General features: G+C 41.2%; 21 protein-coding genes and 1 pseudogene. 10 read left to right on the plus strand and 12 right to left on the minus strand.

Annotated features, from left to right (window positions below):
- Positions 1-28 precede the first annotated feature (28 nt).
- Positions 29-976 (minus strand): 3D domain-containing protein, encoded by a 948-nt coding sequence (locus tag BK139_RS02735; protein ID WP_076256530.1) that lies wholly within the window; start codon positions 974-976, stop codon positions 29-31.
- A gap of 284 nt (positions 977-1,260) precedes the next feature.
- A pseudogene (locus BK139_RS02740) lies at positions 1,261-2,769 on the minus strand (PAS domain S-box protein); the annotation flags it as partial.
- 303 nt (positions 2,770-3,072) lie between these two features.
- Here BK139_RS02740 and yhfH point away from each other — a divergent pair.
- Complete coding sequence (gene yhfH, locus BK139_RS02745; protein ID WP_009334590.1) at positions 3,073-3,207, plus strand: protein YhfH; 135 nt, start codon at positions 3,073-3,075, stop codon at positions 3,205-3,207.
- A gap of 152 nt (positions 3,208-3,359) precedes the next feature.
- Entirely contained in the window at positions 3,360-5,174 is a 1,815-nt protein-coding gene (gene pepF, locus BK139_RS02750) for an oligoendopeptidase F (RefSeq protein ID WP_076256535.1), read from the plus strand.
- Between the two features lie 52 nt (positions 5,175-5,226).
- Here pepF and BK139_RS02755 read toward each other — a convergent pair whose 3' ends face one another.
- Complete coding sequence (locus tag BK139_RS02755) at positions 5,227-6,495, minus strand: erythromycin esterase family protein (protein ID WP_076256537.1); 1,269 nt, start codon at positions 6,493-6,495, stop codon at positions 5,227-5,229.
- 135 nt (positions 6,496-6,630) lie between these two features.
- Between BK139_RS02755 and BK139_RS02760 the strand changes: the two genes are divergently transcribed.
- Both BK139_RS02760 and BK139_RS02765 read left to right on the plus strand, forming a co-directional pair.
- Positions 6,631-6,819 (plus strand): hypothetical protein, encoded by a 189-nt coding sequence (locus BK139_RS02760; protein WP_076256539.1) that lies wholly within the window; start codon positions 6,631-6,633, stop codon positions 6,817-6,819.
- Positions 6,820-6,840: 21 nt separating this feature from the next.
- Positions 6,841-7,083, plus strand: a complete 243-nt coding sequence (locus tag BK139_RS02765) for a transcriptional regulator SplA domain-containing protein (protein WP_076256541.1) — start codon at positions 6,841-6,843, stop codon at positions 7,081-7,083.
- A 56-nt stretch (positions 7,084-7,139) separates the two neighbouring features.
- On the opposite strand, the gene BK139_RS02770 is transcribed toward BK139_RS02765, so the two are convergent.
- Positions 7,140-7,322 (minus strand): cold-inducible protein YdjO-related protein, encoded by a 183-nt coding sequence (locus BK139_RS02770; RefSeq protein WP_076256543.1) that lies wholly within the window; start codon positions 7,320-7,322, stop codon positions 7,140-7,142.
- Positions 7,323-7,412: 90 nt separating this feature from the next.
- Here BK139_RS02770 and BK139_RS23820 point away from each other — a divergent pair, with 90 nt between their 5' ends.
- The gene (locus BK139_RS23820) at positions 7,413-7,550 is read left to right on the plus strand and encodes a hypothetical protein (RefSeq protein WP_175609048.1); all 138 of its coding nucleotides are present in this window, start codon (positions 7,413-7,415) and stop codon (positions 7,548-7,550) included.
- Between the two features lie 45 nt (positions 7,551-7,595).
- On the opposite strand, the gene BK139_RS02775 is transcribed toward BK139_RS23820, so the two are convergent.
- The 3 genes from BK139_RS02775 to BK139_RS02785 form a co-directional block, all read right to left on the minus strand.
- Complete coding sequence (locus tag BK139_RS02775) at positions 7,596-8,342, minus strand: YqjF family protein (protein WP_076256545.1); 747 nt, start codon at positions 8,340-8,342, stop codon at positions 7,596-7,598.
- 161 nt (positions 8,343-8,503) lie between these two features.
- Positions 8,504-8,719, minus strand: a complete 216-nt coding sequence (locus tag BK139_RS02780) for a YozQ family protein (protein WP_076256547.1) — start codon at positions 8,717-8,719, stop codon at positions 8,504-8,506.
- 155 nt (positions 8,720-8,874) lie between these two features.
- On the minus strand, positions 8,875-8,970 hold the full coding sequence (locus tag BK139_RS02785; protein WP_076256549.1) for a YjcZ family sporulation protein: 96 nt from the start codon (positions 8,968-8,970) through the stop codon (positions 8,875-8,877).
- A gap of 309 nt (positions 8,971-9,279) precedes the next feature.
- Here BK139_RS02785 and BK139_RS02790 point away from each other — a divergent pair, with 309 nt between their 5' ends.
- From BK139_RS02790 to BK139_RS02800, 3 genes are all read left to right on the plus strand, one after another.
- Positions 9,280-10,497: a NupC/NupG family nucleoside CNT transporter gene (locus BK139_RS02790; RefSeq protein WP_076256551.1), complete on the plus strand. Its 1,218-nt coding sequence runs from the start codon at positions 9,280-9,282 to the stop codon at positions 10,495-10,497.
- A gap of 208 nt (positions 10,498-10,705) precedes the next feature.
- Positions 10,706-12,190, plus strand: coding sequence for an aldehyde dehydrogenase family protein (locus BK139_RS02795; RefSeq protein WP_076256553.1), 1,485 nt, complete (start codon positions 10,706-10,708; stop codon positions 12,188-12,190).
- A gap of 133 nt (positions 12,191-12,323) precedes the next feature.
- Complete coding sequence (locus tag BK139_RS02800) at positions 12,324-12,923, plus strand: SCO family protein (protein WP_076256555.1); 600 nt, start codon at positions 12,324-12,326, stop codon at positions 12,921-12,923.
- Between the two features lie 41 nt (positions 12,924-12,964).
- On the opposite strand, the gene BK139_RS24265 is transcribed toward BK139_RS02800, so the two are convergent.
- The 4 genes from BK139_RS24265 to BK139_RS02815 form a co-directional block, all read right to left on the minus strand.
- The gene (locus tag BK139_RS24265; protein WP_258750305.1) at positions 12,965-13,099 is read right to left on the minus strand and encodes a hypothetical protein; all 135 of its coding nucleotides are present in this window, start codon (positions 13,097-13,099) and stop codon (positions 12,965-12,967) included.
- A 92-nt stretch (positions 13,100-13,191) separates the two neighbouring features.
- Positions 13,192-15,561 (minus strand): penicillin acylase family protein, encoded by a 2,370-nt coding sequence (locus BK139_RS02805; protein ID WP_076256558.1) that lies wholly within the window; start codon positions 15,559-15,561, stop codon positions 13,192-13,194.
- A 20-nt stretch (positions 15,562-15,581) separates the two neighbouring features.
- Entirely contained in the window at positions 15,582-15,965 is a 384-nt protein-coding gene (locus BK139_RS02810) for a MaoC/PaaZ C-terminal domain-containing protein (protein WP_076256560.1), read from the minus strand.
- On the minus strand, positions 15,962-16,411 hold the full coding sequence (locus BK139_RS02815) for an FAS1-like dehydratase domain-containing protein (RefSeq protein WP_076256641.1): 450 nt from the start codon (positions 16,409-16,411) through the stop codon (positions 15,962-15,964). The genes BK139_RS02810 and BK139_RS02815 overlap by 4 nt, the downstream gene beginning before the upstream one ends.
- 178 nt (positions 16,412-16,589) lie before the next feature.
- Between BK139_RS02815 and BK139_RS02820 the strand changes: the two genes are divergently transcribed.
- Entirely contained in the window at positions 16,590-18,209 is a 1,620-nt protein-coding gene (locus BK139_RS02820) for an ABC-F family ATP-binding cassette domain-containing protein (RefSeq protein ID WP_076256563.1), read from the plus strand.
- A 41-nt stretch (positions 18,210-18,250) separates the two neighbouring features.
- Here BK139_RS02820 and BK139_RS02825 read toward each other — a convergent pair whose 3' ends face one another.
- Positions 18,251-18,388: a YuzL family protein gene (locus tag BK139_RS02825; RefSeq protein ID WP_076256565.1), complete on the minus strand. Its 138-nt coding sequence runs from the start codon at positions 18,386-18,388 to the stop codon at positions 18,251-18,253.
- 104 nt (positions 18,389-18,492) lie between these two features.
- On the opposite strand from BK139_RS02825, the gene BK139_RS02830 reads away from it, so the two are divergent.
- Entirely contained in the window at positions 18,493-18,738 is a 246-nt protein-coding gene (locus BK139_RS02830; protein WP_048011629.1) for a YkuS family protein, read from the plus strand.
- Positions 18,739-18,809: the final 71 nt, after the last annotated feature.

The following is an 18,809-nucleotide window of genomic DNA, read 5'->3' on the forward strand; positions in this document are numbered from 1 at the left end:
CTGAAAATAGGAGCCTTCTTTTCTAGTATTAATCCAGAATCGTAACTTTAACTGTTTTTCTGCCATAATTGATGGCATCTTCCTGAGATGGCATAAAAATATCAATCTTATTGCCTTGAATGGCTCCGCCAGTGTCTCCGGCGATAGCATCTCCATATCCTTCAACATGGACTTTAGTGCCCAGCGGAATCACATTAGGATCTACTGAGATTACTTTTTGATCAGGATTTTCTTTTAGATTGATTCCTGTTGCAGTAATTCCAGAGCATCCTTCACAATTAGCCGTGTAGGCTGTCGCTTCCATATTCAGCACTTTTTGAGGTGCTTCATCATTTGCAGTTTCCGCCGGTTTTTCTGCAGCAGGCTCGGCAGCTGGTTTGGATTCCGCAGCAGGCTTGGCAGGCTCAGATGCAGGCTTCGATTCAGCAGCAGGCTGTGCTGGTTCCGGATTAGACTCTGCCTCTGGCTTTGCTTCTGGAGCCGGCTGGGATTTTTCAGCTGGCTGCGTTTGTTTTACTGCCGGCTGTTCAGACTTTTGCTCTGAAGGTGCAGTTTCTGCAGGCTGTTCGGACTTTGCCGGAGCAGCCTGTACTGGAGCAGATACAGCATTAACAGCTTTGGCATCAGGATATAGAATTAATTCATCGTCCGGACGAATTAAATCAGAGCTCAAGCTGTTCCATTCTTTGATTGCCTCAGATGTGACATTATGCTCTCTTGCTATATCCCATAAAGTATCGCCTTTTGATACTATGTATTTCTTTTCAGGGTATACATTAAGTACATCATCTGGATGGATGACATGAGAAGACAGCCCGTTCCATTCTTTAATCATGTCAACTGGTGTATTATATGACTGGGAAAAATCCCATAAAGTATCGCCTTTTTTTACGGTTACTTCTTCTGCTTGTACATTCGCACCTGCTGTTCCGGTAATTGCGGCAGCTGCTACAAAAGTTAAAATTGACTTTTTCATATGTTAAAACCTCCCGTATAGCTCGTTTTTAGCTAACGGGGATAATAATAACATGAATTCTTTACTAAAAAAGAACAAACAGATAATAATCCAGTTACGGATATAACAGCCTCATAACAAACATATTTCAAAGTCAGAAGAGTATTTAAACCGAAAGTGTGACTTTCCCTGTTATCATGGGATTCTATCCAATGTTATTATAATTTATCCATTTATTGGAATAGCTATTTTTAAACAGGGCAGGAATTAATTTCTATTGAAAAAGCCAATCCGTATAGGATTGACTAGGCAGATCTCGCAGGCAAAACAATATTGAATGTCGTACCTTTATTTAATTCACTCTCGATAAATACTTTTCCATTATGGCTTTCAATAATTTTAAAGCTGACCATCAAGCCTAAGCCATTCCCGTTTTTCTTGGTTGTAAAAAATGGTTCTCCGATATTTTTCAGTTTTTCCTGAGGTATTCCTACTCCGGTATCCTGTATCGCTATCTGCACCTGGTTATTTATGATAGCTGCTCTGACTGTAATATATCCTCCATCAGGCATTGCTTCAATTCCATTTTTGATAAAATTGAGGAAAACTTGTTTAAGGCGGTTTTCGTCACATTCAATCTGGATGATATCCCCTTCATATTCGAAACGAATTTTCACGTCCCGTTTCCTGGCTTCGAATTCCAAAAAAGAGATGACATTCTTGATAATAGGTATGATATCTCTTTCTTCCAGTTCTGCGGCTTTCGGCTTAGCAAGAACCATAAAATCTTCTACTATATTATTTACCCGGTCAATTTCATCTAAAATGATGCTTAAGAATTCCTGTCTCTCTTCATTCGTTTCATCCAGCTGCAGGAACTCTGTATATCCTTTCATTGTTGTCAGCGGATTGCGGATTTCATGGGCAACCCCTGCAGCAAGCTGGCCCACTGCTGCCAGTTTATCCTGCCGATGCAGCACTTCTTCTGTTTTTTTCCTCTCGGTGATATCGTTTCTTATGGCTAAGTATTGATAAGGTTTTCCGTTCGCATTCATGAACGGCACGATTGTTGTATGGACCCAGTAATAAGACCCATCCTTAGCTTTATTTCTTATTTCCCCTTTCCATACTTCGCCAGAGCCAATTGTTTTCCATAAGTTCTTAAAAAATTCTTTTGAATGCAGATTTGAATTTAATAACGAATGATTTTGCCCTATCAGTTCTTCCCTGCTGTACTGGGAAATTTCACAAAACCTCTCATTTACATTGGTTATGATCCCTTTTTCATCAGTGAACGCAATAATGGAAGACTGATCAAGAGCAAATTTAATATCGTTAACCTCTTTCAGGGAATTTTTGAGATTGGCTTCAGCTGTTTTTAAGGCAGATATATCTGTCCGGATAGAAACATATTGATACGGTTTATTCTTTTTGTTAAGGAAGGGTACAATTGTTGTCTCAACCCAATAGAAGCTTCCGTCCTTTGCTTTATTGCGGATCTCCCCCTTCCATATTTCCCCTGACCCAATCGTCTTCCATAGTTGGCGGAAAAACTCGGGCGGATGATATCCTGAATTTAAAATATGATGATTTTTGCCCAGCAGTTCATATTCTTCATATTTGGAAATCTCAACAAATTTGTCATTCACATACGTGATAATCCCCTTAGGATCAGTAATAGCCACAATAGATGATTCATCAAGTGCAGCCTGAACATCGTGTAAATGTGAGTCGCTTGCTTCCAGCCGCTTTCTGATAAGGATACTGGACGTGATGAGGCCGATTAGAATTACAATTCCCACAAAGATTAATATAGGATTAAAAGATTCGATTATCTGAGTCATTGCAGGCTTTTAGCCCCCTCATTTTTACTTATTCAATATGATTGTAATGGAATCATTAGTACCATGGAAGAGGCTGGCGGAAAATAAAGTCTGAAGCTGATTAAATTGGCAAGCTTAAGAGCAGATTTAAGCCCTTTTTATGCCTGACAAAATAATAAATTAAATTTTTAAAAAAATTAATCAAAACACTTCACATTAAAATAAGTTTAGTATATACTGTACTACAACAGAATGAAACAAAATAAACTGTATTATAAAAAGGAGGAAATAGTAATGATTAAAAGTCCGGTTGAATTCTTCAGAACGCTTCCCAAAAAGGTATGTCCCGAGTGTGGCCAAACAGTAAAGGAACAGGCTGAATCATACTTAATGGAATGTGATCGCTGTCTGTCAAAGAAAATGGAATAGCACAATCAGCGGAAGGCTTCCTGGTCCTTCCGCTTTTTACTATTGCAGTACAATATGAAATTATTTGAAAAGTCTATAAATATATGGACTCTTCCTGTATAATTGTTCCATAATCTCTTTATTTAGAGAATCGAAATAGGAGGGAACGATATATGGTTCAAACAGCAATAACCAGGTTGAAGCGTCATGAGGTACCGAAAGAGCGCACATGGAAAGTGGAGGATTTATTTGCATTGGAGGAAGATTGGCATAAAGAGATAAGGAGTATTGAAGAGGATCTTGCCGTATTTGAGCAATACAAAGGAAAACTCCATGAAGATCCGCAAACTTTGCTTGGCTGCCTATCCGCTCAGGAAAAGCTTTCTATCCGTCTTGTCCAGGCCGGCACTTATGCCAGCTTGCGCCAGTCTGAAGATGGCACAAATCCTGACAATCAGGCAAATTCATCACGAATAGCCTCTTTAAGAGCAAAAGCCGCCTCCACTCTATCGTTTATTGATTCTGAATTATTATCTCTGCCAGATGGTTCAATTGAAAAATACATAAATGAAGAAAGCGGCTTGGAACCGTTCAGAAAAGGGCTGACCGAACTGCTGGTAACAAAGAGGCACAGGCTTTCTCCGGAAACGGAAGAAGCGCTGGCTGCAATGGGAGAAGTATTTGGTGCTCCCTATAATATCTATCAGGCTGCAAAACTTGCAGACATGCCATTTGCCTCATTTAATGATAGTAAAGGAAACGAATTGCCAAATTCTTTTGCTCTTTACGAGGATCGCTATGAATTTTCGCCTGATACCACAATCAGAAGGAATGCCTATTCATCGTTTACAGATTCATTGGAAAACTACAAGAATACATTTGCTTCTGCATATTCTGCTGAGGTGAAAAAGCAGGTAACTCTTTCAAGGCTGAGAAAATACAGCTCAGTCACACAAATGCTGCTTGATTCCCAGCATGTAACAGAGGAAATGTATACCAATCAGCTGGACATAATCCAAAAAGAGCTTGCTCCCCATATGCGCAGATATGCTCAGCTGAAGAAAAAAGTCCTTGGATTGGATAAAATGCTTTTTTGTGACCTAAAGGCTCCATTAGATCCGGAGTTTAATCCGGAAACAACATATGAAAAAGCATCCGAAGTCATACTGGAAGCTCTCAAGGTGATGGGCCCGGAATATACGGATATTATGAAGAAAGGCCTGTCAGACCGGTGGGTTGATTTAGCTGATAATGTTGGTAAATCCACAGGCGCTTTTTGTGCAAGTCCGTACGGTTCCCATCCATTTATCCTGATTACATGGACAGACACGATGCGCGGTGCTTTTGTTCTCGCTCATGAGCTTGGACATGCGGGTCATTTTTATTTGGCCAATAAATATCAGCGTATCATGAATACCCGCCCTTCAACTTATTTTGTCGAAGCACCCTCTACACTAAACGAAATGCTGCTTGGCCAGCATTTATTGGCAGGTACTGAAGATAAAAGAATGAAGCGCTGGGTTATTCTTCAGATGCTTGGAACGTATTATCATAACTTTGTCACACATCTTCTCGAAGGAGAGTACCAGCGCAGAGTATACCGTCTGGCTGAACAGGGTGTTCCGTTAACGGCGAAAACCCTCTCAGCTCAAAAATTAGACACACTTGCTGAATTCTGGGGAGATTCGGTTGAACTGGATGATAAGGCCGCTTTAACCTGGATGAGACAGCCTCACTATTACATGGGACTTTACCCATATACCTATTCAGCCGGTTTAACTGCTTCCACTGCTATGGCACAAAGCATCCAGGAGGAAGGCCAGCCTGCTGTCGACCGCTGGCTTGATGTCCTTAAAGCCGGGGGAACAAAAAAACCGCTTGAACTGCTTAAGAGTGCCGGCATTGATATGTCTAAGCCGGATCCGATCCGCAAAGCAGTAAGATATGTTGGAACATTGGTGGACGAATTGGAAAACAGCTATGTGTAACAAGAACCCCCTCCGATTTAGGGAGGGGGATTCTTGTGTTTCCTCTGATTGTTTAAAGTGTTCCGACAGTCCTATTAAGCGGTTTTAAGCTAATCGTTTTCTCTATAAAAACAAAGCTGTCATACCTTAGAGAGATTTTAGTGGGAACATAATTACCATACTGTTCATATTCAGGATTATATACAACTCCGATGGCCCGGTGTCCAATAGTATCTGTGAATAGATCTCTGTTTTCATCGGTGAACAGCAATACTTTATCTCCGGGTCCAGCCATTTGAAGGGCATCCTCCCAGCTTCCCGCCTGTGCGGGAGGCACCTCCATAACCTGCATTTCACTCCCCCATTGTTCGGCGGCTATAACGGTACCTGAGTATGTGCCAAAACCTAATGCTAAAACTTGATCTTCTCCATATTTTTCACGGAGGATTTGCCCAACATTCACAAGTCCCTCTTCTTTCATATCGGTTGCTCTTGCATCCCCAATATGTGTGTTGTGTTCCCAAACGATAACCTTTGCATCTTTCCCGTAAAATTCCGATACTTCCTCCAGTGCACTTACCATGTGATGGTCCCTGATATTCCAATCATCAGGACCGCCTTTTACCATCGCCCGATAATAGTTTTCTGCATTCAGGGCAACAAGGCTGTTTATCAAAAGGTTCAGTGATTCCTCTTCAAAGTTACTGGTTTCCTCCCACTTGTTTTTTATTTTCAGCAAAAGGTCGGCAACCTCCTTTTCGCAGGCGTCTCCATGAAATTCAGCAGCCACTGCATAATTTTCCGGCTTCCGGTGATATGGCTCAAAGCAGGAAAAAGCTTTTTTAGCAGCTTCCAGCTCGACTGCTCCCTTTGATTCCAGAAGTTTTATTATTTCATCCATAGACTCCCATAAGCTATATATGTCGATGCCATAGAAACCCGCCATTTGGCTTTGCTCTTCAATGTGCTGATTATAATGATGAATCCAGGTAATCAGCTGTTTTATTTCCTCATTCGCCCACATCCATGTCGGCCACCGGTTAAAATCCTTCAGTGCTTCAAGGGGGTTCATAGGCGCATACCCTTTAACATACCTGTTAACTGTAAAGCAGGAAGGCCAGTCCCCTTCCACAGCGATACAACTGAACCCTTTCTGTTCAATCAGCTCTTTGGATATTTCCGCTCTTATTGAATAAAATTCTGATGTTCCATGTGAAGCTTCTCCCAATAAAACGAATTTCGCTTTCCCGGCAGCTACAATAATGCGGTCAAGCCAAGATGGATCGCTGAGAGAGCCTGCTTCCGATTGAATAGATGAAATCAGTCTTTTAGTTGCATTCATTTTTATCACCTCAATTTAGCCTTATAGCTAACTTGCCCATTTGAATTAGGATTATATGGCTGAATATTAGATCACTGCGGAGAGAAAACTTTAAAGAAAGCAGCTCGAATATATATCAGAAGGGGATAGTGAATCATGAAAGAAATGGCTGAAAAATACCTGACATCCGCACCGAAAGAAAAGATGGTTACTATTGAAAATGACGGCAAATTTCCGAATCTAAAAAATGCGGTCGGGGATTCTGTTGATGAACATGAACAACTGGAAACGGCAAATGCTATTCTAGGCGCAAAAGAAATCGGCCAGCAAAATGAAAATCTTTAATGAATTGGGGGTGGGAATAACATGGAAACAATAGATCCTAAAACAGTAAAAACAGGAGATGAGGTATATGTCATTTACCATAATCCTCATACTCCCAGTGTAGCAAACGTAAGGCCAGCCGAAATTGTTCCGCATCCAAAAGATCCTAATGCAGTTGCCCTCTTTCTTAATGAGTCCTTCCATTTAATAGAAGAAGACGATGCCCTGTTCTCTTCTGAAAAGGATGCTGAAGAGGCTTTTCAGGAGTTATATGGAGATTACTGAAGTCAAATAAAGAAAGACTGTTATGTTAGAAACAACAGTCTTTCTCTATATGCTGATTATAGTATTTCCGGCAATTCCCTCATTTCGGCAGTTGTTTCATCACCGCATAATGGACATTTTAAATCTGAAGAGGCAAAATCTTTTCTCATCCAGCCATTGCAGCTGTTACAGGAATACACCTCTGTGTCGAGCATTACAACCTCTGGCTTATCATCTTGGCCTTTTTTATTGAAAAAAATTGGAAACGCCCCCTTTTTTTCTTAGTATGGCCAAGAAACGGGAAAATTATTGAATATGTTAAAAACAATATTTGAAGAGGAGGAAATTTAATGGCCCGCCAACAGAAGAAGAAAAACATTACAATAGCAGGAACAGATATTGATGAGGTAAAAAGGCTGAATAGCCAATCCGGATTATCCTATAACGAAGTAAAAAGAATGCTGGCAGAAAATTATTTAAAGAAATGAAGTTTTCATTAGGTTAGATCATGAAAAAGGCTGTCCGCTTGTTTATCATGATGTAACCCTTGTTAAAGGCCAAAAATAGGCATGCTTTTGCGGAGTATAGTGTAAAATTGGCTCGTTCGTAAAGTACTTGTCAGGTAAAAATGATGCCATTGTATTTTCATATATCAAACACAAAGCTTCATGCAGCTGCCATTTTGTATGATGGATATCCCCGCGAAAAACCTCTTCACCTTTTGTTACCCATAGGCAATATCTCTCAGTCAGCCATTCATCAAGTGACCCTGCCTTTGAGTTAAAAGGGCTTGATGCTACCTTATATTGGGCTTTGAATTGTCCGCTCCTTTTATTTTCATTATTTCGCCTGCTTTCATAATTAATGAATCCTTCTGCCTTATCAACTTTCATATTGGCATTCATATAGGGAAGGAAATAAAGCATTCTGGCTCCTGTGACCGCTAAAATATTGTCGGCATCAAGGCTGAAAAAATACACACCTTTCTTTCCCCCAAACTCTACATAAGTTCTTACATTCAGTTCATTCATTGTTTTCATCATTGGTATTGGCGGCAAGCCGCGGACTCTCATTCTGCTGATCCAGAAAGGTACTATTCCAATCCAGGCTTCGCCCTTAAATGTATCCAGAGTTAACTGAGAAGGAATATGCTTCTCCATTATTTCTGCCGGTACCGGCCAATGAGCAAACAGTACATCATTCCATATTTGCTCCATCACCCACGGTCTATCAGGCAGCGGAAAAGGTCTGTGCCCTGTTATCTCAAGTGCATTCTCCATCCTCCTGCCCCCTTCTTTAATATTAGTAAGAATATTCCTCGAATTTGCGGTTCTAAACCATTGCCTTACTTAAAGCATTTCAGTCTTATACACAAAAAGATCGCCACGTCCTGGCAAAATGCACTCGGAAATGACGATCATAGTGTTGTGTTTATTTTCCCTTAACGGCTTTCATCATACCCTTTACGCGGTATGGAAATATCCACCCCAACAACATCCTCAATAACCGCATCCGCCTGGCCTTCCATATAGGCATCACTTACCTGCTCATGAGTTGTTGCGAGACCTGAGGAAAGCTGATCATTTCTATTATAATCCTCAGCCTCATAATATCTGCCAGCAATATTCGTGCCATTATTATTGTCTTTTTTATTCATATAGAATCCCTCCTTCTAAAATGAGAACTATCCTTATTTTGGACATTAAACCGATTATCATACGATTCAAATCAAACTCTATGCGAGAAAACAAAAAATCTGCCCTTATAAAGGCAGATTTTAAGCAGCTTTGAATGTTCAGTTATCCACTAAGTTTACCAGCCAACGTAAGCAGCACCAACAATGATTAGAAGTATAAACAGGACAACGATTAAAGCAAATCCGCCGCCATATCCTGCGCCTGCACCCATTCTAACACCTCCTGACGTCTAGTGACAGTGTATGAACAAGATGTTTGTCCCGAATGGGCAGATGTAACAGAGGAAAAAAATTTATATCGAAAAATCGCCGAAAATGTGAACAAAAATAGGAGATTAATCATCCATTTTCATTTGGTAAGAAAAAAACTCTTTACTGCAAACGGATTCATGTTAAAATGGACATGTAATCAAGTTAGATGTCTGACGTCTACTCACGAACCTCTTTAAACAGAGGTCTATATTTTTGACGTTTCGTAAAAACGTTTTCATCATTCTAAATTCAACAAATGAGGTGTCAACATGAGTTTTATCTGGGGTATATTTGGAATTGTGACCGTATTGGGAATAGCTTTCCTTCTTTCATCCAATCGTAAAGCGATCAATTTACGCACAATTCTTGGCGGTCTAGCCATTCAGTTTGCCTTTGCCTTTGCCGTACTTAAATGGGATCTTGGGAAAAAGGCACTGGAAAAATTAACTTTCGCAGTAAATGACATTGTAAGTTACGCCAATGAAGGAGTTAATTTCCTCTTTGGAGGATTATTTCAGGAAGGTTCAGGTGTTGGATTTGTATTTGCATTCCAGGTCTTAACAGTTGTTATCTTCTTCTCTTCCCTAATCTCTGTTCTATATTATACAGGGATCATGCAATTTATTATTAAAGTGATTGGCGGAGGCCTTTCTAAGCTGCTTGGAACCAGCAAGGCAGAATCGATTTCTGCTGCTGCCAATATTTTTGTCGGACAGACAGAGGCACCTCTTATCGTGCGCCCATTCATCAGCAAAATGACAAAGTCGGAATTATTCGCTGTCATGACCGGCGGTTTGGCTTCCGTGGCAGGTTCAGTTCTGATTGGTTATTCACTGCTTGGTGTTCCACTGGAATACCTGCTTGCAGCAAGCTTTATGGCAGCACCTGCAGGTCTTATTATGGCTAAAATGATGATGCCTGAAACTGAAAAATCAGAAACAACTGATGATATTAACATTGAAAAAGATACACAATCTGTCAATATTGTAGATGCTGCGGCCCGGGGAGCGAGCGATGGTTTAATGCTTGCCTTGAACATCGGTGCCATGCTTCTTGCTTTCATTGCTTTAGTTGCTTTAATCAATGGAATCATCGGTTTTGCAGGCGGACTTTTCGGGCTTGAAAACTTAACACTTGAAATGATTCTTGGCTTTATTTTTGCCCCAATTGCTTTTGCAGTGGGAGTCCCTTGGGCTGAAGCTGTACAGGCTGGCGGCTATATCGGCCAAAAGCTTGTGCTGAATGAATTCGTTGCTTACTCAGCCTTTGCTCCTGAAATCAGCAGCCTGTCTCCTAAGACTGTTGCAGTAGTAAGCTTCGCGCTTTGCGGCTTTGCAAACATTTCTTCTATGGCCATCCTTCTTGGCGGCCTCGGCAACCTGGCTCCTGACCGCAGAAATGATATTGCCAAGCTTGGCATCCGTGCAGTAATAGCTGGAGCTCTTGCCTCTCTGCTAAGTGCAGCAATTGCAGGAATGTTAATTTAATAGTCTGATAGCATACTGGATAACCGGTATGCTATTTTTTTGATGATGAAGGCGAGAATTGTCGAACATTATCTGAAAATTATTTTAATTCAGAGTTGATTTTATATTTTTATTAATGTTAAAGTATTGATGTAAGCGTTACCAATAGTATTCTTCTAAAGTTTTGCAGCATGGAAATACATAGACTACTATTTTAAGGAGGAATTATATGAGTCAGTTAACTGCAGGTTTAAAAGAAAAGGTAGAAAAGTTCTTAAGCGGAAAGAAAAAATTATATATCAATGGTGAATTTGTTGAAAGCAAATCACAAAAAACGTTTGATACGTATAATCCAGCGACAGGAGAAGTTCTGGCTACTGTTTTCGAAGCCGGTGCAGAAGATATTGATCTGGCAGTAAAAGCAGCCCGAAAGGCGTTTGATGAAGGCAAATGGTCTAAAATGAGCGCTTCTAAGCGCAGCCGCCTGATGTACAAGCTTGCTGATCTTATGGAAGAAAACAGTGAAGAATTAGCACAGCTTGAGACATTGGATAATGGAAAGCCAATCCGTGAAACAACAAATGCCGATATTCCATTGGCAATTGAACATATGCGCTACTATGCAGGCTGGTCTACGAAGATTGTCGGACAGACTATTCCTGTCAACGGGCCATTCTTCAACTATACCCGCCATGAAGCTGTTGGTGTAGTGGGGCAAATCATCCCTTGGAACTTCCCTCTTCTAATGGCAATGTGGAAGCTTGGTGCTGCCCTGGCAACAGGATGTACGGTAGTTCTTAAACCAGCAGAGCAAACACCTCTTTCAGCTTTATATCTTGCTGAGTTAATGGATCAGGCAGGCTTCCCTCCAGGGGTTATCAATATTGTTCCTGGTTTTGGAGAAACAGCTGGCCAGCCGCTTGTTGACCATCCGCTGGTAGATAAAATTGCGTTTACTGGTTCTACAGAAGTAGGTAAACGGATTATGTCCAATGCTTCAAAGACTTTAAAGCGGGTTACGCTTGAGCTTGGCGGCAAATCTCCGAACATTATCCTGCCGGATGCTGATTTATCAAAGGCAATTCCTGGAGCTCTTAACGGTGTTATGTTCAACCAGGGACAGGTTTGCTGTGCCGGCTCCCGTGTTTTCATTCAAAAGAAGCAGTTTGATAATGTTGTAGCTGACATGGCTTCACATGCTAAAAAAATCAAGCAAGGTGCCGGAATTCATGCTGACACTGAAATCGGCCCGCTTGTATCTGCTGAGCAGCAAAACAGAGTTCTTGGGTATATTGAAAAAGGCCTGAGCGAAGGTGCACAGCTTGTAGCAGGAGGAGATAAGCCGCAGGAGCAAGGTTACTTCGTCTCCCCTACTATCTTTGCAGATGTTAATGATGAAATGACAATTGCGAAGGAAGAAATCTTCGGACCGGTTATTTCGGCCATGCCTTATGATGATATTGACGAATTAATTAACCGTGCCAATAACAGCGAATATGGATTAGCTGCAGGAGTTTGGACTCGTGATGTTGCAAATGCACACTATGTGGCCAATAAACTCCGCGCTGGTACTGTTTGGGTGAACTGCTATAACGCTTTCGATGCTGCCTCTCCATTTGGCGGCTATAAGCAATCCGGTATCGGCCGTGAAATGGGCTCATACGCTCTTGATAACTATACAGAAGTTAAGAGTGTCTGGATCTCAATGAAATAATAGCCGAATCAAAAAAAGGAACCTTTCGAGGTTCCTTTTTTAATTGAAATCCCTCCCTATTAAGAATAAGTTCACAGATTATCCATAGGATTTTTGATGGATATTATTTATCCTTATATTGGGAGGGGAAATAATGAAAAAAGTATATATGATTTCCGCTATTATTGTCATATTAGGCATTGCTGCCGGCATTTCTTTTTTTATCATCCGTGATATGACTTCAAAGATACCTGAACATATTACACTTTTAACCGATGATGAGAAGGTATACGACTTTGCAGAATCTGATGAAAAACTGAAGCTTGTTGAATTTATTTATACGCACTGTCCGGATATATGTCCGACGACTACCCAAAGGATGAATCTCTTGAAAAGTGATCTTACTAATGAGGGCGTTTTTGGGGACAAAGTACAATTCATTACAGTAACAATCGACCCTTATCGGGACACCGCAGATGTTCTTAAAAAATATAGAAGCACCTTTGACATCGAAAATGATGAGAACTGGCTCTTTCTAACTGCCGATCCTGATACATTGAAAAAGGATCAGGCAGAAATTCTGGAGCTCGCAAACACTTTCCAATTTCAATACCGTGATCCCGGTGATGGCTTCTATGTTCACAGCACCTTTGTGTATTTGCTTGACGAGAATAATAAATTTATTAAGAAGTTCCCTATGGGAGAAGACTTTGACAGGAATGAAGTTTTCAAAAAAATAATGAAGCAAATATAACAAAAAAATGGCGGATTTTAGGATCCGCCATTTTTTTTAACCTAGTTCGCAGAAGAAGATAAATTTTTGTTTTGGTCAATGAGTATTAAAGTTTTTGACCTTGGCTTTGAGAAGCTTACTTTAATACCGGATTTCTTTAATCGGTTTACTAAATCAACCAGCTGTTTTTTAGCCATCTAAAAAACTCCTTTTTCCCTGCCTGTATGATTAATATTTTACATGAAATTTATGAAAAAACTATGAACAAAAAGAAACAATTTATACTTTTTCAAGGTTTTAATAAAAGTGTATGCCTGGTTTTTACTTCAGTGAGAACTGTTTTATGATAGTTCCCATCAGCCCAGTCTTTCATCTGATCATGGTACCACTGGCTTAAAGGATGTCCGGATTGCCCTGGTCCCACCAGATGATAGGCAGTATTCATGTTTTGTGTATCAAACACAAATCTCCATGAGCCTCCATGATTCACAGTGCCATCGTCTTTGTTGGCTGCCGCCTGCACAGTGACTGAGCTGCCGCCAACAGGAATTCGGCCCTCTCTATTAAACAAATAGTTTAAAGGTTTTACACTGGAAAGCGGGTGGGAAAAAGCTAATTGATGATAGTTTCCCCATTTCCATTTAGTCGGGCTGCTTCCTTGAAGATCTTCGGCTTCCTGGACCGCTGTACTCAATGATTGGGAAAGGACTTCCTGCAATCCGCCCTTTTCTTCAATCCAGATGCTTTCCCGGCCATTTGCTGCATTTCTCAATAATTCATCCACTGCCTGCTTTTGTCCTTTGAAGAGCTTCCTCATTTCGGGAGATATCTGATCTTCAAACAGAACATTGGATATGCTTTTCATCCAAAGATTGAAAATAAGAGGGGCTGCCTCATCCTTGCTGTCAATATAATCCCATTTACTCAGGATCGATAAAGCTTCCTTTTCAAGAGCGGTGGATGGTTCTTTCATTCTGGACAAGAAAAGCGGTATAAATTCCTTTGCCTGCAGGTTTTTCTGATCCATTTGCAGCGACATCATATCTTCAGCTGTAAGATCATCCTTGCTTTTGAGAAATTCCTGAATGCGCATTTGTCTATAGGGCTGGGCCCAATCATGACTGATATGGTAAGGATAGCTGTCATCTATAACCTTATTGTTTGCCGTTGAGATATACCCTTCTTCGGGATTGACCGTTTTAGGCAGCTGATCATAAGGAATGTAGCCTTTCCACCCATATTCATCCGACCAGCCGGGCACTGGCAGCAGTCCGTCTCCTTTCTTTCTAATTGGGATTTTACCATTTGCTTTATAAGCAACAGTTCCATCCGAAGAAGCAAATACAAAGTTTTGGGCGGGCGTGTGAAATAACTCCAATGCTTGTTCAAACTGATCCCAGTCTGATGATTCATTCATTTTTAGAATGGCTTCCAGCTCTTTTGATGGCTGAAGCGCTGTCCATTGCAAAGAAAGAACGGAATCCTTGCCGCTGTCTCCAGCAAATTCCGAAATCACAGGTCCGTGCCGTGTAATCGTTACTTTATAGCTAATTGGCTCTTTGCCTTTTACTTTAATTGGTTCTTCTATTACTTCTGCCTTTTCCCACTTTTCATTGAATAGAAACTCGTTTTCATTGGCAGGATTCCTTTTTTCGATATACAAATCCTGAACATCTGGTCCTGTATTGGTTACTCCCCATGCAATATGTTCATTGTGACCGAGGATGATGCCTGGGATACCGGCAAAGATGACACCGCTGACATTCATTTCAGGTGACTCCAGGTGCATCTGATACCAGATTGAAGGTGTGCTGAGTGACAGATGAGGATCATCTGCCAAAATAGGCTTTCCGGATGCCGTTTTACTGCCGGCTGCCACCCAGTTATTGCTTCCGTTAAATTCAGGAGGCGTGATGACAGTTGCAAAGCTTTCCTCAATATTTAAGTTGTGTTTTCCTATTATGTATGGGGCTTTTTCCGGATAGGAGGGGAATAATTCATATGCTTTATCTTCCGGAAAATGCTGAAGGAGATAATAGCGGAATGCCTGGCTTTCCCAGTGTCCGCCAAGATCATATGCCATGTATTTGCCAATAGTGAGCGAATCCACTGGAGACCATTCTTCAGGTTCATAGCCGAGTATGGAAAATTCAATAGGCATTTTTCCATTTTCTTTAACTTCTTCAATATAAAGATTAACTCCTTCCGCAAACCAGCCTAAAATCTGTTTTGCTTCAGGGGAGTATGCTTCATAGGATGCCTCTGCAGCCCTTCTCAGACCAAGTGTTCTAAAATATTTATCATTTTCAACCGTAGCCTCTCCGATTACTTCACTTAATCTTCCCGATGCCTGACGCCTGCTTAAATCCATCTGAAAAAGGCGGTCCTGAGCCTGTACATAGCCCTGTGCAATAAAAAGGTCTCGTTCATTGGCAGCAAGCAGGTGCGGGACACCGTTGTCATCCCGGTTAACCATTACTTCCTGAGAGATGGAGCCTATTCTGATTTCCCCATCTGTTTTAGGCAGAGAGCGGGACAAAAAACCATACATAAAGAAAAAGGCTGCAGCCAACAGCACTAGTATGATACCAATGCTCCAAAGCGAGTACTTTTTCCACTTTGATTTTGGCCGATGCTGGACCCCAATATTGCCTTCCATAGACATTCCTTCCTTTATTATTAAATTTTAAATTCGAACCTGCCGGAAAGCTTTTGCTCACCAGCTTCATTTTTTACTGATACTTCTCCCGTCAGCCTTTTTTCGTCCTCTTCCCATTTCTCTCCTGTCACTCTCCCTTCTATTGTCAGCTTCTCGCCGGGCCGTGTCATTTTGCTGAAGCGTACCTTGAACTTTCTCAGATCCTTTCTTGGAAACCACTCAGCCAATGCTTCCCCTGCCATTCCCATGATAAGCATCCCGTGGGCAATCACTCCGTCCAACCCGGCTTTCTCACCGATCGGAACAACTGTATGAATCGGATTAAAATCTCCGGATGCCCCTGCATACTTGACCAGCTGTGTATGTGTGATCTCTGGTTTATGAATTATTTTCAGTTCACTCATTTTGCTCCCCCCCCTCTTTCAATAATGGTGGATTCTGAATAGAGAACATCTTTTCCATCACTGTTTTTGTACTGAATACCTATTGTAATAAATCGCAGGTTCCTCTTTTCAAAAGAAGAAATTACTTTAGGGACCGCGGTTACTGTATCGCCAGCACATATTTCCCCCATATAGCGATATTCCTGGCCGCCGTGAAGAACCTTGAGCGGGTCAAGTCCAAAAAGCTCGATTAGGGTTTCGAAATCCATGCCTCCCCACATCTCCATGGCTGTAGGAAATGTTGGCGGAATTGGGATGTCCCGGTACCCCCCTTTTCTCGCCGTGCCGGCATCATAATAAATTGGGTTTTTGTCTCCAATTGCCATAGCGAATTCTTTGATTTTTCCCCTTTCTATTGTAAACCGGAAAGGTTTTAACTTCACATCTGCTTTTAAAAGAGATTCCATTAATATCGCACTTCCTCTCATCTTTTATAATCTTTATGTATTCGACTTTTTCCTCCTGCTTCCTGTTAATTCTCTAAACTTTTGCAGAAGAGATTACATGATAATATTAAGAATTCGCGATTACGCGCTGAAAGTGGTATAATTTTATGGATTATGTATTTGGAGGAATAAAAACAATATGATAACTGTCAGTAATGTAGGTCTTCGATACGGCGACCGCAAACTATTCGAAGACGTTAATATTAAATTCACACCTGGCAATTGCTATGGATTGATTGGAGCAAATGGTGCAGGTAAATCAACTTTTCTTAAAATATTATCAGGTGAAATTGAGGCACAATCCGGAAGTGTTCATTTAGGTCCCGGAGAACGCCTGGCTGTCCTGAAGCAGAACCATTTTGAGTACGAAGAATTTGAAGTATTAAAAGTAGTCATCATGGGCCATGCCCGTCTTTATGAAGTGATGCAGGAAAAAGATGCTATTTATATGAAGGCTGATTTCACGGATGAAGACGGGATGAAGGCTGCTGAACTTGAAGGTGAATTTGCTGAATTAAATGGATGGGAAGCAGAATCTGAAGCAGCTATTTTGCTGAAGGGACTTGGAATCGGAGAAGAGCTCCACGACAAAAAAATGGCTGACCTTTCCGGTTCTGAAAAAGTGAAAGTTTTGCTTGCGCAGGCGCTTTTTGGCAAGCCGGATGTTCTATTGCTGGATGAGCCGACAAACCACTTGGATATCAAAGCAATTCAATGGCTTGAGGAATTCCTGATCAACTTTGAGAATACTGTTATTGTCGTATCCCATGACCGTCATTTCTTAAACAAAGTATGTACGCATATTGCCGATCTTGACTTTGGGAAGATCCAGATTTACGTTGGGAACTATGACTTCTGGTATGAGTCAAGCCAGCTTGCCCAAAGGATGGCTCAGGATGCCAATAAGAAAAAAGAAGAAAAAATCAAGGAACTGCAAAGCTTTATTGCCCGCTTTAGTGCAAACGCATCAAAATCCAAGCAGGCAACTTCACGTAAAAAGCTTCTTGATAAAATTTCTCTGGATGATATTAGACCATCCTCAAGAAAATATCCGTATGTCGGATTTTCACCTGACCGTGAAATCGGAAATGATTTGCTTCGGGTTGACGGCATCAGCAAAACAATTGATGGTGTTAAAGTTCTAAATAATGTCAGCTTCATCATGAACAAAGATGATAAAATTGCGTTAGTTGGCACGAACGAATTGGCGAAAACTACCCTGTTTAAAATACTGACTGGTGAAATGGAGCCGGATGAAGGAACGTTTAAGTGGGGGGTTACGACCTCTCAGTCCTATTTCCCTAATGACAACTCTGAGTTCTTCGAGAACTCTGATTTGAGCCTTGTAGACTGGCTGCGCCAATTCTCGCCTGCAGATGACAGTGAAAGCTTCCTGAGAGGTTTCCTTGGAAGAATGCTGTTCTCTGGTGAGGAAGTTCTAAAGAAAGCAAGCGTTCTTTCCGGTGGGGAAAAAGTCCGCTGCATGCTATCTAAAATGATGCTGAGCGGTGCTAACGTGCTTCTTTTAGATGAGCCGACCAACCACCTTGATTTGGAATCCATTACGGCATTGAATAATGGACTGATTAATTTCAAAGGCTCTATGATCTTTGCATCACATGACCATCAGTTCATTCAAACCATTGCCAACCGCATTATTGAAATTACACCGGCTGGCATTGTCGATAAGCAAATGACGTATGATGAGTATTTAGAAGACTCAGCTATTCAAAAGCAAGTAGCTGAAATGTATCAGTAAACAGTAAAAGCAGGAGGATCAGCCTCCTGCTTTTAACTTTGTCATAAATCTTGTTTTTTCTTTTTATGGCGTGCAGAGGAAGCTGTTCTGCTGCCTGTTTCCATGTTGGTTGTCCCTTGCCCTTCGACGTTTGGAGAGCTCAATCCAGCCTTAGAAGGGTCTTTTTTGCGTTTGCTCATAGTTAAACACCTCCTTTCTTACTTTTTCGTGTTAAGGCGATTTTTATCCATGGAATAAAAATGGAGTACAAAAGCCAATCTAACAAACGGAGGAGGTGTTAACATTGACGAAAAGAGTAGCGGTTGAACAATCCTTAACAAATGTTTCTGAAGCGCTTCGCCAAAAAGGGTATGAAGTGGTTGACATGAAGTCGGCGCATGATGCTGAGAACTGCTCATGCTGTGTTGTGAGCGGTGTTGATTCAAATGTAATGGGAATGCAGGATGTTTCTACAAAAGCATCTGTCATTGAAGCAAGCGGCCTTTCAGCGGATGAAGTATGCCGCCAGGTGGAGCAAAGAATGCAATAAAAGCTTGTCCAAAGACTAAAGAGAAAATCTTTAGTCTTTTTTCAAAAAAAAAGAGACGGGCATTAAACCCG

The sequence above is a fragment of the Paenibacillus sp. FSL R5-0490 genome, from assembly GCF_001956215.1.
Lineage (GTDB): Bacteria > Bacillota > Bacilli > Bacillales > Cytobacillaceae > Cytobacillus.

Coding starts and splice junctions, on each gene's coding strand:
- BK139_RS02735 (WP_076256530.1), bottom strand. CDS start 976: ATGAAAAAGTCAATTTTAACTTTTGTAGCAGCTGCCGCAATTACCGGA.
- yhfH (WP_009334590.1), top strand. CDS start 3,073: ATGATTAAAAGTCCGGTTGAATTCTTCAGAACGCTTCCCAAAAAGGTA.
- pepF (WP_076256535.1), top strand. CDS start 3,360: ATGGTTCAAACAGCAATAACCAGGTTGAAGCGTCATGAGGTACCGAAA.
- BK139_RS02755 (WP_076256537.1), bottom strand. CDS start 6,495: ATGAATGCAACTAAAAGACTGATTTCATCTATTCAATCGGAAGCAGGC.
- BK139_RS02760 (WP_076256539.1), top strand. CDS start 6,631: ATGAAAGAAATGGCTGAAAAATACCTGACATCCGCACCGAAAGAAAAG.
- BK139_RS02765 (WP_076256541.1), top strand. CDS start 6,841: ATGGAAACAATAGATCCTAAAACAGTAAAAACAGGAGATGAGGTATAT.
- BK139_RS23820 (WP_175609048.1), top strand. CDS start 7,413: ATGGCCCGCCAACAGAAGAAGAAAAACATTACAATAGCAGGAACAGAT.
- BK139_RS02775 (WP_076256545.1), bottom strand. CDS start 8,342: ATGGAGAATGCACTTGAGATAACAGGGCACAGACCTTTTCCGCTGCCT.
- BK139_RS02780 (WP_076256547.1), bottom strand. CDS start 8,719: ATGAATAAAAAAGACAATAATAATGGCACGAATATTGCTGGCAGATAT.
- BK139_RS02785 (WP_076256549.1), bottom strand. CDS start 8,970: ATGGGTGCAGGCGCAGGATATGGCGGCGGATTTGCTTTAATCGTTGTC.
- BK139_RS02790 (WP_076256551.1), top strand. CDS start 9,280: ATGAGTTTTATCTGGGGTATATTTGGAATTGTGACCGTATTGGGAATA.
- BK139_RS02795 (WP_076256553.1), top strand. CDS start 10,706: ATGAGTCAGTTAACTGCAGGTTTAAAAGAAAAGGTAGAAAAGTTCTTA.
- BK139_RS02800 (WP_076256555.1), top strand. CDS start 12,324: ATGAAAAAAGTATATATGATTTCCGCTATTATTGTCATATTAGGCATT.
- BK139_RS24265 (WP_258750305.1), bottom strand. CDS start 13,099: ATGGCTAAAAAACAGCTGGTTGATTTAGTAAACCGATTAAAGAAATCC.
- BK139_RS02805 (WP_076256558.1), bottom strand. CDS start 15,561: ATGGAAGGCAATATTGGGGTCCAGCATCGGCCAAAATCAAAGTGGAAA.
- BK139_RS02810 (WP_076256560.1), bottom strand. CDS start 15,965: ATGAGTGAACTGAAAATAATTCATAAACCAGAGATCACACATACACAG.
- BK139_RS02815 (WP_076256641.1), bottom strand. CDS start 16,411: ATGGAATCTCTTTTAAAAGCAGATGTGAAGTTAAAACCTTTCCGGTTT.
- BK139_RS02820 (WP_076256563.1), top strand. CDS start 16,590: ATGATAACTGTCAGTAATGTAGGTCTTCGATACGGCGACCGCAAACTA.
- BK139_RS02825 (WP_076256565.1), bottom strand. CDS start 18,388: ATGAGCAAACGCAAAAAAGACCCTTCTAAGGCTGGATTGAGCTCTCCA.